At 46.4% G+C, this 12,857-nt stretch carries 9 protein-coding genes; 1 reads left to right on the top strand and 8 read right to left on the bottom strand.

The annotated features are described in order from the left end of the window. Positions 1–181 precede the first annotated feature (181 nt). Positions 182–676 carry an Rsd/AlgQ family anti-sigma factor gene (locus VV1_RS05730; RefSeq protein WP_011079203.1) on the top strand — a complete coding sequence of 165 codons (495 nt, stop codon included), beginning with the start codon at positions 182–184 and terminating at the stop codon, positions 674–676. A gap of 141 nt (positions 677–817) precedes the next feature. Here VV1_RS05730 and rpoC read toward each other — a convergent pair whose 3' ends face one another. The 8 genes from rpoC to secE all read right to left on the bottom strand — a co-directional run bounded on the left by rpoC (position 818) and on the right by secE (position 12,802). Then, on the bottom strand, positions 818–5,020 hold the full coding sequence (gene rpoC, locus VV1_RS05725) for a DNA-directed RNA polymerase subunit beta' (protein ID WP_011079202.1): 4,203 nt from the start codon (positions 5,018–5,020) through the stop codon (positions 818–820). A gap of 75 nt (positions 5,021–5,095) precedes the next feature. After that, positions 5,096–9,124, bottom strand: coding sequence for a DNA-directed RNA polymerase subunit beta (gene rpoB, locus VV1_RS05720; RefSeq protein ID WP_011079201.1), 4,029 nt, complete (start codon positions 9,122–9,124; stop codon positions 5,096–5,098). 250 nt (positions 9,125–9,374) lie between these two features. Beyond that, positions 9,375–9,743: a 50S ribosomal protein L7/L12 gene (gene rplL, locus VV1_RS05715; protein WP_011079200.1), complete on the bottom strand. Its 369-nt coding sequence runs from the start codon at positions 9,741–9,743 to the stop codon at positions 9,375–9,377. Between the two features lie 60 nt (positions 9,744–9,803). Next, the gene (rplJ, locus tag VV1_RS05710; RefSeq protein ID WP_011079199.1) at positions 9,804–10,292 is read right to left on the bottom strand and encodes a 50S ribosomal protein L10; all 489 of its coding nucleotides are present in this window, start codon (positions 10,290–10,292) and stop codon (positions 9,804–9,806) included. A 290-nt stretch (positions 10,293–10,582) separates the two neighbouring features. Then, positions 10,583–11,284: a 50S ribosomal protein L1 gene (rplA, locus tag VV1_RS05705; RefSeq protein ID WP_011079198.1), complete on the bottom strand. Its 702-nt coding sequence runs from the start codon at positions 11,282–11,284 to the stop codon at positions 10,583–10,585. A 4-nt stretch (positions 11,285–11,288) separates the two neighbouring features. After that, positions 11,289–11,717: a 50S ribosomal protein L11 gene (gene rplK, locus VV1_RS05700; protein WP_011079197.1), complete on the bottom strand. Its 429-nt coding sequence runs from the start codon at positions 11,715–11,717 to the stop codon at positions 11,289–11,291. Positions 11,718–11,859: 142 nt separating this feature from the next. Continuing rightward, positions 11,860–12,408: a transcription termination/antitermination protein NusG gene (gene nusG, locus VV1_RS05695; protein WP_011079196.1), complete on the bottom strand. Its 549-nt coding sequence runs from the start codon at positions 12,406–12,408 to the stop codon at positions 11,860–11,862. A gap of 13 nt (positions 12,409–12,421) precedes the next feature. After that, positions 12,422–12,802 (bottom strand): preprotein translocase subunit SecE, encoded by a 381-nt coding sequence (gene secE, locus VV1_RS05690; RefSeq protein WP_011079195.1) that lies wholly within the window; start codon positions 12,800–12,802, stop codon positions 12,422–12,424. Positions 12,803–12,857: the final 55 nt, after the last annotated feature.

Here is a 12,857-nt window from a genome sequence, read left to right as displayed (position 1 = left end):
TGCTTGCAGTTGATTCATTTTACTGGCAATCTAATTTCATACCAGAATTTGTAGACGATGTCGTTTCAAGCTATAAATTCTAGGAAGGACAAGAGTTTGTATCCGGTTGGTCAACTTGCCAAGGTACTGGCTTCACTATGCAAAGGAAACGATCACGGTTTCGTGATGAGCTCATGAGGGCATGGTCATGCTAAAAAAATTCAAACAAACACAAGAACAATGGGGTGGCTCTAGTGAAGTCATTGACCATTGGTTAGAAACTCGTCAATCGTTGATTGTCGAATATTGTAAGCTTGCTGCACTGCAGCCCTGTTCAACCAAATCCAACGTTTTAGAACTTCCCTCTCCCCACGAATTACAGCAATTCTGTCAGCACTTAGTCGACTATATTTCTGAAGGCCACTTTAAGATTTATGACATGGTCATGGATAAATGGCGCGCCACAGGTTTTGAAGCCACGACAGAGATTAATGAAACCTACGCAAAAATCGTACTCACGACCGAACCTTTGCTCAGTTTCACAGATATGTACGCAAGTGTGGGTGAAGATGATCCTCTTGAAAGCTTCGAACCCGATCTCTCGAAGGTTGGTGAAATCATTGAATTACGCTTTGAGGTCGAAGATCACTTGATTCAACTGATTGCTGATAGCCTTTCCGTCCCGCCGGGCGCTTAGCTATCCATCAAGCCTCCGATTTCGATTGTCTCGATAAACCCGCTGTATGCGGGTTTATTTTGTCGCTAGACAAACGATGCGCAAGCAATAGATAAACAAAAGGCACCTCGAAAGGTGCCTTTTTTATGCTTCAATCAGCGATTACTCGTCTGAAGAGAAACCTGCGTTCAGTAGCGCCGCTAGGTTATCCGTTGCTTGCGCAGCAGATGGGCCTTCTTGCTCTTGAGCACGTTTCGCCTGACGATCTTGGTGGTACGCAAAACCTGTACCAGCAGGGATCAGACGACCTACAATCACGTTCTCTTTCAGGCCACGTAGATCATCACGTTTACCAGAAACTGCTGCTTCTGTTAGTACGCGAGTCGTTTCCTGGAACGATGCTGCAGAGATGAACGATTCAGTTGCAAGAGACGCTTTAGTGATACCTAGTAGCTCACGTTCGAAGCGAGCTGGCTCTTTGCCTTCTGCTTCTAGATTACGGTTAGCAATCTTCACTTGTGAGTATTCTACTGTCTCACCTGGTAAGAACTCAGAGTCACCAGCATGAGTAATAGTACACTTACGTAGCATCTGACGAACGATAGTCTCAATGTGCTTATCGTTAATCTTAACGCCTTGCAGACGGTAAACTTCCTGAACCTCGTTCGCGATGTACTGGGTCACTGCGTGGATACCACGTAGACGCAGGATATCGTGTGGAGCTTCTGGACCATCAGCAATTACGTCACCACGTTCAACACGCTCACCTTCGAACACGTTCAACTGACGATGCTTAGGAATCATCTCTTCGTATGTCTCACCACCCTCACGAGTGATAATCAGACGACGCTTACCTTTGGTCTCTTTACCGAAGCTTACAGTACCAGAGTATTCTGCAAGGATAGCTGGCTCTTTCGGCTTACGAGCTTCAAATAGGTCAGCTACGCGTGGTAGACCACCGGTGATGTCTTTGTTACCGCCCGATTTCTGAGGAATACGAGCTAGAGTGTCACCAATGCCTACTTCAGCGCCATCTTCGATGTTCACGATCGCTTTACCAGGTAGGAAGTATTGAGCTGGCATATCAGTACCAGGGATCATTACATCGTTACCTGCCGCATCAACAAGTTTGATAGCTGGACGCATATCTTTACCTGCTGCTGGGCGAGCCGCGGCATCCGTCACTTCGCTTGAAGATAGACCTGTTAGATCGTCTGTTTGACGAGAAACAGTTACACCATCAATCATGTCAACGAATTGAACACGACCTGCCACTTCAGTGATGATTGGCATGGTGTGCGCTTCCCAGTTTGCTACTGTTTCACCAGCAGTTACTGCGTCGCCATCTGCCTTGCTCAGTGAAGAACCGTAAGGCAGTTTGTGTTTCTCTTTGGTACGACCGAATTCATCAATGATAGTCAGCTCAGAAGCACGAGAAGTGATTACTAGCTTGCCATCTTTATTGATAACGAATTTCGCGTTGTTCAGCTTAACAGAACCGTTGTTCTTAACTTGAACGCTGTTTTCTGCTGCTGCTGTCGATGCCGCACCACCGATGTGGAACGTACGCATTGTTAGCTGTGTACCTGGTTCACCGATAGACTGAGCAGCAATTACACCCACTGCTTCACCTTGGTTCACTAGGTGACCACGTGCTAGGTCACGACCGTAACACTGCGCACAACAACCAAAGTCAGAGTCACACGTTACAACAGAACGTACAGTGATCTTGTCAACTGAGTTGTCATTGATGATCTGACACCATTTCTCATCCAATAGCGTGTTACGCGGGATAAGAATTTCTTCAGTACCAGGCTTAACAATGTCTTCAGCAACCACACGACCTAGCGCAAGCTCAGTCAGTGCTACTTTAACGTCACCACCCTCGATATGAGGCATCATTTCAACGCCTTCTAGCGTGCCACAGTCGTGTTCTGTTACAACCACGTCTTGTGCTACGTCTACTAGACGACGAGTTAGGTAACCCGAGTTCGCTGTTTTCAGTGCCGTATCCGCAAGACCCTTACGAGCACCGTGCGTTGAGATAAAGTACTGAAGTACGTTTAGACCTTCTTTAAAGTTTGCAGTGATCGGCGTTTCGATGATTGAACCATCTGGACGCGCCATCAGACCACGCATACCCGCTAGCTGACGAATCTGAGCTGCAGAACCACGAGCACCTGAGTCCGCCATCATGTAGATGCTGTTGAAAGACTCTTGTTGCTCTTCTTCACCGTCACGGTTGATAACCGTTTCAGAAGAAAGGTTCTCCATCATCGCTTTCGCTACGCGATCGTTGGTTGATGCCCAAATATCGATCACTTTGTTGTAACGTTCGCCCGCAGTTACAAGACCAGACTGGTATTGTTCCTGGATTTCACGTACTTCTTCTTCCGCTTCTGCGATTTCCGTGTACTTCGCTGGTGGTACAACCATGTCGTCGATACCAACAGACACGCCAGAAAGTGCAGCGTAAGCAAAACCGGTGTACATGATTTGGTCAGCGAAGATTACTGTGTCTTTCAGACCTAGCTTACGGTATGCCTCGTTAAGTAGGTTAGAAATCTGCTTCTTACCTAGCTTTTGGTTAACGATGCTGAACGGTAGGCCTTTCGGTACGATTTGCCACAACATTGCACGACCGATAGTGGTATCCACCATCTTGGTTTCTGTTGTGCTATGACCATCTTCATCTACCACTGTCTCAGTGATACGAACTTTTACGCGAGCGTGTAGCGCCGCAGTTTTAGTGCGGTATGCTTTTTCAGCTTCAGCAGGACCTGCTAGGTACATGCCTTCGCCTTTCGCGTTGATCATTTCACGAGTCATGTAGTACAGACCCAATACAACGTCCTGAGAAGGTACGATGATCGGATCACCTGACGCTGGCGACAGAATGTTGTTTGTCGACATCATCAGAGTACGAGCTTCAAGCTGTGCCTCTAGTGTTAGAGGTACGTGAACCGCCATTTGGTCACCATCGAAGTCCGCGTTGTACGCCGCACACACAAGTGGGTGTAGCTGGATCGCTTTACCTTCGATCAGTACTGGTTCGAACGCCTGGATACCTAGACGGTGAAGTGTCGGTGCACGGTTCAATAGTACTGGGTGTTCACGGATTACTTCGTCTAGGATATCCCAAACGACCGCTTCTTCACGCTCTACCATCTTCTTCGCCGCTTTGATTGTCGTCGCTAGGCCACGAGTTTCAAGCTTGCTGTAGATGAATGGTTTGAACAGCTCAAGTGCCATCTTCTTAGGAAGACCACACTGGTGCAGACGAAGGTATGGACCTACTGTGATTACAGAACGGCCAGAGTAGTCTACACGTTTACCTAGAAGGTTCTGACGGAAACGACCTTGTTTACCCTTGATCATATCAGCAAGAGATTTCAAAGGACGCTTGTTTGAACCTGTGATCGCACGACCACGACGACCGTTATCCAGTAGCGCATCAACAGACTCTTGCAGCATACGTTTTTCGTTACGTACGATGATGTCCGGAGCTGCTAGCTCTAGAAGACGCTTCAAACGGTTGTTACGGTTGATCACACGACGGTATAGGTCGTTCAGATCTGAAGTCGCAAAGCGACCGCCATCTAGTGGTACTAGAGGACGTAGATCTGGCGGAAGAACTGGAAGTACAGTTAGGATCATCCACTCAGGGTTGTTGCCTGAAGAGATAAACGCTTCAACCAGCTTCAAACGCTTAGTCAGTTTCTTACGCTTAGTTTCAGAGTTAGTGGTATCTAGCTCTTCGCGCATCTGCTCAACTTCAGCATGCAGATCCATTGAACCTAGTAGGTCCTTGATCGCTTCCGCACCCATTTTCGCAGTAAACTCATCGCCCCACTCTTCTAGACGATCCAGGTACTCTTCTTCAGTGAGCATCTGAGATTTTTCTAGATCCGTCATACCTGGTTCAGTGACTACGTACATTTCGAAGTAAAGAACACGCTCGATATCACGTAGAGGGATATCCATGAGTAGACCGATACGAGACGGTAGCGATTTTAGGAACCAGATGTGAGCAACTGGAGAAGCCAGTTCGATGTGGCCCATACGGTCACGACGAACTTTAGTCTGAGTAACTTCTACACCACATTTCTCACAGATCACACCACGGTGCTTCAGGCGCTTGTATTTACCACAAAGACACTCGTAGTCTTTTACTGGGCCAAAGATACGCGCACAGAATAGACCATCGCGTTCAGGTTTGAACGTACGATAGTTGATCGTTTCAGGTTTTTTAACTTCACCAAAAGACCATGAACGAATCATGTCTGGTGAAGACAGACCGATTTTGATTGCATCAAATTCTTCGGTCTTATGCTGTGCTTTCAGAAAGTTTAATAAGTCTTTCACAATCAGCTCCTGTAAGGAGTTAAAAGCAGCCAGCCGTGTGAAACTGGCTGCTTTCTACCAAATAACCCGGACGGATTACTGTTCGTCTTCTAGCTCGATGTTGATACCTAGCGAGCGGATCTCTTTCAACAGTACGTTGAACGATTCAGGCATGCCTGGTTCCATCGCGTGGTTACCATCTACGATGTTTTTGTACATCTTAGTACGGCCGTTAACGTCATCCGACTTAACCGTTAGCATTTCTTGTAGCGTGTAAGCAGCACCGTATGCTTCTAGTGCCCATACTTCCATCTCACCGAAACGCTGACCACCGAACTGAGCTTTACCACCTAGTGGTTGCTGAGTTACCAGACTGTACGAGCCAGTAGAACGTGCGTGCATCTTGTCATCTACAAGGTGGTTCAGTTTCAGCATGTACATGTAACCTACGGTTACAGGACGCTCAAACGCATCACCTGTGCGACCATCAAACAGAGTTAGCTGACCGGACTCTGGCAGACCGCCAAGTTTCAGTAGCTCTTTGATTGATGCTTCAGACGCACCGTCAAATACTGGAGTCGCAATCGGTAAGCCACCACGTAGGTTGCCAATCAGAGTACGAACTTCTTCATCAGACAGAGAAGCAATGTCTACTTTCTGGCGAGTTTCGCCTAGATCATAAACTTTTTGCAGGAATTCACGGAATTTCGCGAGTTCTTGCTGCTCTTTCACCATCTGGTTGATCTTGTCACCAATACCTTTCGCTGCTAGACCCAAGTGTACTTCTAGGATCTGACCGATGTTCATACGCGAAGGTACACCCAATGGGTTAAGTACGATGTCTACAGGCTGACCTTTCTCATCGTATGGCATGTCTTCAACAGGGTTGATCTTAGAGATTACACCCTTGTTACCGTGACGACCCGCCATCTTATCACCAGGCTGGATACGACGTTTCACCGCTAGGTAAACTTTAACGATCTTCAGTACGCCAGGCGCTAGGTCATCACCTTGAGTGATCTTACGACGCTTGGTTTCAAACTTCTTATCGAAGTCTGCTTTTAGCTCGTCGTACTGCTCTGCAAGTTGCTCAAGCTGAGTTTGCAGTGCGTCGTCTTCAAGAGTCAGTTCTAGCCACTTCTTACGATCAGTTGTATCTAGCTTCGCTTCAGAGTAACCACCTGATAGAAGAACCGCTTTAACACGGTTTAGAAGACCGCCTTCCAGAATCTGGAATTCTTCAGTAAGGTCTTTCTTCGCTTCTTTCAGCTGCATCTGTTCAATTTCAAGCGCACGCTTGTCTTTCTCTACGCCATCGCGAGTGAAAACTTGAACGTCGATGATGGTACCTGAAACAGAGTTTGGTACACGTAGTGACGTATCTTTAACGTCAGATGCTTTTTCACCAAAGATTGCACGTAGTAGCTTCTCTTCAGGCGTTAGCTGAGTTTCACCTTTTGGCGTTACTTTACCAACTAGGATGTCGCCACCCTTCACTTCAGCACCGATGTAAACAATACCTGACTCGTCTAATTTAGACAGAGCAGATTCACCTACGTTTGGAATATCCGCTGTGATTTCTTCCGAACCCAGCTTGGTATCACGCGCCACACAAGTCAGTTCTTGAATGTGGATAGTCGTGAAGCGGTCTTCTTGAACTACGCGCTCAGATACTAAGATCGAGTCTTCGAAGTTGTAACCGTTCCAAGGCATGAACGCGATACGCATGTTCTGACCAAGTGCAAGTTCACCTAGGTCTGTTGAAGGACCATCAGCAAGCACATCACCACGTAGCACTGGTTCACCCGGCATCACACATGGACGTTGGTTGATACAAGTGTTTTGGTTAGAACGAGTGTATTTGGTTAGGTTGTAGATATCGATACCAGCTTCGCCAGGAATCAACTCTTCTTCATTAACCTTCACCACGATACGAGATGCGTCAACTGACTGGATAATACCGCCGCGTTTAGCAACCGACGTTACACCAGAGTCAACCGCTACGTTACGCTCAATACCTGTACCTACAAGTGGTTTCTCTGCTTTCAGAGTAGGAACCGCCTGACGTTGCATGTTCGCACCCATTAGAGCGCGGTTAGCATCGTCGTGTTCTAGGAACGGGATTAGCGATGCTGCGATAGATACGACCTGGTTGGTTGCAACGTCCATGTAATCAACATGTTCACGTGGGTGCAGACCAGATTCGCCTTTTTGACGAGCAGTGATAAGCTCATCAGCGAAAGTACCATCTTCGTTCAGCTTCGCGTTCGCCTGAGCGATAACAAATTGACCTTCTTCGATCGCTGATAGGTAATCCACTTCGTCTGTCACAACACCATCAACAACACGACGGTATGGCGTCTCTAGGAAGCCGTACTCGTTACAACGTGCAAATGCTGATAGAGAGTTGATCAGACCGATGTTTGGACCTTCAGGCGTTTCGATCGGACATAGGCGGCCGTAGTGAGTTACGTGTACGTCTCGAACTTCGAAACCAGCACGCTCACGAGTAAGACCACCAGGACCCAATGCAGAAATACGACGCTTGTGCGTGACTTCTGATAGCGGGTTGTTTTGGTCCATAAACTGAGACAGCTGAGAAGAGCCAAAGAACTCTTTTACTGCCGCAGAAATTGGCTTCGCATTGATCAAGTCTTGTGGCATCACTGCGTCAAGATCGCCTAGGCTCAGACGTTCTTTCACTGCACGTTCAACACGTACTAGACCAACACGGAATTGGTTTTCAGCCATTTCACCAACAGAACGGATACGGCGGTTACCTAGGTGGTCGATATCGTCCACTTCGCCTTTACCGTTACGGATAGCGATCAGCTTCTTCATCACTTCGATGATGTCAGTTTCATCAAGTGTGCCTTGCTCTTCTGCATCATCACGGCCAATGGAGCTGTTGAACTTCATACGACCAACAGTCGATAGGTCATAACGCTCTTCAGAGAAGAACAAGCTTTCGAATAGAGCTTCAGCAGCTTCTTTCGTTGGTGGCTCACCAGGGCGCATCATGCGGTAGATTTCTACCAGTGCAGAAATACGATCAACAGAGCTGTCGATGCGTAGTGTTTCTGACATGAATGGACCATGGTCTAGATCGTTTGTAAACAGGACTTCTAGCTGCTTGTGGCCAGCTTGAGATAGCTTAGCCAATGCTTCAAGGCTGATTTCCTGGTTCGCTGCAACGATGATCTCGCCAGTCGCTTCATTGATGTAATCTTTTGACGACACTTTGCCTACGATGTACTCAACCGGTACTTCGATCTGATCAACGCCTTCTTTTTCAAGTTGACGGATGTGGCGTGCCGTAACACGACGACCTTTCTCTACATAGACAGTGCCGTTTGCTTCGATATCAAACGTTGCCGTTTCACCACGTAGGCGATCTGGTACCAACTCCATCATTAGCGTCTGGTCTTTCACTTCGAAATTCACTTTTTCGAAGAAAGTATCCAAGATCTCTTCAGTGCTCTTACCTAGTGCACGAAGAATGATGGTTGATGGTAGCTTACGACGACGGTCGATACGTACGTACAGGTTGTCCTTAGGATCAAACTCAAAATCAAGCCATGAACCACGGTAAGGAATGATACGCGCGTTGTACAGAACTTTACCAGAAGAGTGAGTCTTACCTTTGTCGCTGTCGAAGAACACACCTGGGCTTCGATGTAGCTGAGATACGATAACCCTCTCGGTACCGTTAATCACAAAGGTACCATTGTCTGTCATGAGTGGAATTTCACCCATGTAGACTTCTTGTTCTTTAATGTCTTTTACAGTGCCTGCAGGCGCGTCTTTATCAAAAATAACTAGGCGTAGCTTTACGCGAAGTGGTTTTGAATAAGTTACACCACGGATTTGACATTCTTTAACATCAAAAACTGGCTCACCAAGACGGTAGCTAACGTATTGCAGCTCAGAATTACCATTGTAGCTCTGAATAGGGAATACAGAACGGAAAGCAGCCTCAAGACCGTACTGTCCTTCAGGATCCTGTTCGATAAATTTATCGAACGAATCGAGCTGGATCGATAGCAGGTATGGAATGTCCAAAACTTGTGGACGAGTACCAAAGTCCTTACGGATGCGCTTTTTCTCGGTATAAGAGTAAACCATGGGGTTCCTCAGCTCGCTGATAAGTGACCCAAACTGTCCGCCCGCTCCTAGTTTCTTAAGGGGGGTAAGGGACAGAGACTAATATAACTGTTTACTGTAGTGACATTTCATTGCGAATGAATGAAATGTTTTTTGCTTGGATAAAGGCGCTTAAACAGCAGGAAAATTCGCCTATACCCTACAGCGCAAAAAGGCCGGTGGTTAAAAAACCACCAGCCATTAGCCGTTAGGCTAGGAGACTAAGTAATAATTACTTGATCTCAACAGTTGCACCAGCTTCTTCTAGCTCTTTCTTAAGAGCTTCAGCTTCAGCTTTCTCAACGCCTTCTTTCAGTGCTGCTGGAGCGCCGTCAACTAGAGCTTTAGCTTCTTTCAGGCCAAGACCAGTTGCGCCACGTACTGCTTTGATTACAGCAACTTTGTTAGCACCAGCAGAAGCTAGGATAACGTTGAATTCAGTTTGCTCTTCAACAGCTGCACCAGCTGCTGCGCCACCTGCAACTACAGCAGCAGCTGCAGTAACACCGAATTTTTCTTCCATTGCAGAGATTAGTTCAACAACTTGTGTTACAGACATTTCTGCGATAGCGTCTAGGATTTGCTCGTTAGTAATAGACATAACAATTCTCTTTTAAGTCAACAATAAGTTTATTAAGCAACCAGTAAAAAGCAATGCGAATTACGCAGCTTCTTTTTGATCGCGGATAGCAGCGATAGTACGAACCAGCTTGCCTGCAGAAGCTTCTTTCAGACACATCATTAGACGTGCGATTGCTTCGTCGTAAGTTGGTAGCGTTGCTAGAACTTCAGCGTCAGTTAGCGCGCCTTCAAATGCAGCAGCTTTGATCTCGAATTTTTTGTTCTCTTTAGCGAAGTCTTTGAAAAGACGCGCTGCAGCACCTGGGTGCTCGTTAGAGAACGCGATTAGAGAAGGACCAGTGAAAGTGTCAGTTAGACACTCATACTGAGTACCTTCAACCGCACGGCGTGCTAGTGTGTTACGAACAACTTTCATGTAAACACCCGCTTCACGAGCTTGTTTACGTAGAGTAGTCATCGCATCAACAGATACGCCACGAGAGTCAGCTACAACTGCAGAAAGTGCACCAGCGGCAGCTTCGTTGACTTCAGCAACAATTGCTTTTTTGTCTTGAAGATTTAAAGCCATCTTGGATTAACTCCTGGTTGTTGTTACACCACTCACTATTATCACAACAGTGAGAGCTATTGAGGTGCTTTTCCCAGAAGAAAGGTAACTATTTACATAGAGCTTTCTGTCAGTTCGGGCACCATCTACGTAGGAAAATTAAGTCAGTTCGAAAACTGGCACCTACGGTCTTGGACGGAGACTGGGTCTTAATTCATAGAGTAACAAATTACTCAAAGAACCAAAGTTCAGCCCCAACCACAAATATTAGGCGCAAAATTATACATAATTTTTGCGCCTAAGCAAATAGATTATGCTTGAGTGTTCAGGGTACCCTGATCAACAGCAACACCAGCACCCATCGTAGTAGAGATGCTTACTTTCTTCAGGTAAGAACCCTTAGCTGAAGATGGCTTAGCTTTCTTAAGAGCAACTAGAAGTGCTTCTAGGTTCTCTTTGATTTGCTCAGCAGAGAAGTCTACTTTACCGATAGTAGTGTGGATGATACCGTTTTTGTCGTTACGGTAACGAACCTGACCAGCTTTAGCGTTCTTAACCGCTTCAGCAACGTTAGGAGTTACAGTACCAACTTTAGGGTTTGGCATTAGACCGCGAGGGCCTAGGATAGTACCTAGTTGACCTACAACGCGCATTGCATCAGGAGAAGCAACAACTACGTCGAAGTTCATTTCGCCTTTCTTAACTTGCTCAGCTAGATCTTCCATACCAACGATATCTGCGCCAGCTTCTTTAGCTGCTTCAGCGTTTGCACCTTGTGCAAATACTGCAACGCGGATGTCACGGCCAGTACCGTGTGGCAGTACAGTTGCACCACGTACGTTTTGGTCAGATTTACGAGCATCGATGCCTAGGTTTACAGCAACATCAACAGACTCAACAAACTTAGCAGTCGCTAGTTCTTTAAGAAGAGCAACAGCTTCGTTGATTTCGTATTCACGAGTTACATCAACTTTTTCGCGGATAACGCGCATGCGCTTAGTTAGTTTTGCCATGATATTAACCCTCTACCACTAGGCCCATTGAACGAGCAGTACCTGCGATAGAACGCTTCATCGCTTCGATGTCAGCACCAGTCATATCAGCAGCTTTAGCTTCTGCGATTTCTTGGATTTGAGCGTCAGTTACAGTACCCACTTTTTCAGTGTTTGGACGACCTGAACCAGACTTGATACCAGCAGCTTTCTTCAGTAGAACTGCAGCAGGTGAAGTCTTAGTTACGAACGTGAAAGAACGGTCGCTGTATACAGTGATAACAACAGGAACAGGAAGACCTTTTTCCATTGATTCTGTTTTTGCGTTGAACGCTTTACAGAATTCCATGATGTTAACACCACGTTGACCTAGTGCTGGACCAACCGGTGGACTTGGGTTTGCCATACCAGCAGCAACTTGCAGCTTGATATAAGCTTCAACTTTTTTAGCCATGATAATACCTAATTCTTGGGTTCAAACGCTAATCTTTGATCAGCTCCCCGTTATCAACAAAACTTTTTGCTCAATAGAAGCAAAAAGGCGCGAAATTATAGTCATAATTCGCGCCTAGTACAAGCCCAATTAAGGTGCTTTTTTAATCAAGTTTTTCAACCTGACCAAATTCAAGCTCTACCGGTGTCGCTCGACCAAAGATCGATACAGACACTTTCAGGCGGCTCTTCTCATAATCCACTTCTTCAACCGTGCCGTTAAAGTCAGCAAATGGACCTTCGTTAACACGAACCACTTCACCCACTTCGTACATAGTACGTGGACGAGGCGCTTCACTCGCTTTCTCTAGGCGATTAAGAATCGCATCCGCTTCTTTATCAGAAATCGGAGCTGGACGGTCAGAAGTACCACCAATGAAGCCCATGACACGCGGCACACTACGAACGAGGTGCCATGATTCATCATTCATAATCATTTGAACAAGGACGTAACCAGGGAAGAACTTACGCTCAGACTTACGGCGTTGACCTGCACGCATTTCTACGACTTCTTCAGTCGGCACTAGAACTTCACCAAAATACTCTTCCATACCGTGCATTTTGATATGCTCACGAAGAGACTGAGCGACACGGCCTTCAAATCCAGAGAAGGCTTGAACCACATACCAGCGTTTTTTAGGAGCTTCACTCATGAATTAAAACCCTCTATACCCCAGTTGCGAAAGCAATTAGACGAACCATGATGCCGTCAATGCCCCACAGAACCAGAGCCATTACAATACTTACAGCCAAAACGATCAACGTTGTTTGCATAGTTTCTTGGCGAGTAGGCCAAACGACTTTGCGCACTTCCATACGTGATTCTTTGGCAAACACAATCGCTTCTTTACCTTTTGTTGTTGTTGCAGCCACACCAAGCGCAGCAGCAATAAGTACAACAACACCTGCAGCGCGAATCACCACAGAAAGTTCACCATACAGGTAATTACCCACAACAGCGGCAGCAAGCAGTACAAAAGTGGTTACCCACTTAAAGGTATCTGCTGCATTAGAGCTATCAGGAGTTTCAGCATTATTTGCTTTCATAAAACCAACCTGTCACAAGTCTTAATATAGACGACAATAACCCCGCTGTTGCAGG

The sequence above is a fragment of the Vibrio vulnificus CMCP6 genome (genome assembly GCF_000039765.1).
Taxonomy (GTDB): Bacteria; Pseudomonadota; Gammaproteobacteria; order Enterobacterales; family Vibrionaceae; genus Vibrio; species Vibrio vulnificus_B.
Note: the sequence above shows the minus strand (reverse complement) of the source record. Positions and strands in the feature narration are given on the sequence as shown.

Coding starts and splice junctions, on each gene's coding strand:
- VV1_RS05730 (WP_011079203.1), top strand. CDS start 182: ATGGTCATGCTAAAAAAATTCAAACAAACACAAGAACAATGGGGTGGC.
- rpoB (WP_011079201.1), bottom strand. CDS start 9,124: ATGGTTTACTCTTATACCGAGAAAAAGCGCATCCGTAAGGACTTTGGT.
- rplL (WP_011079200.1), bottom strand. CDS start 9,743: ATGTCTATTACTAACGAGCAAATCCTAGACGCTATCGCAGAAATGTCT.
- rplJ (WP_011079199.1), bottom strand. CDS start 10,292: ATGGCTTTAAATCTTCAAGACAAAAAAGCAATTGTTGCTGAAGTCAAC.
- rplA (WP_011079198.1), bottom strand. CDS start 11,284: ATGGCAAAACTAACTAAGCGCATGCGCGTTATCCGCGAAAAAGTTGAT.
- rplK (WP_011079197.1), bottom strand. CDS start 11,717: ATGGCTAAAAAAGTTGAAGCTTATATCAAGCTGCAAGTTGCTGCTGGT.
- nusG (WP_011079196.1), bottom strand. CDS start 12,408: ATGAGTGAAGCTCCTAAAAAACGCTGGTATGTGGTTCAAGCCTTCTCT.
- secE (WP_011079195.1), bottom strand. CDS start 12,802: ATGAAAGCAAATAATGCTGAAACTCCTGATAGCTCTAATGCAGCAGAT.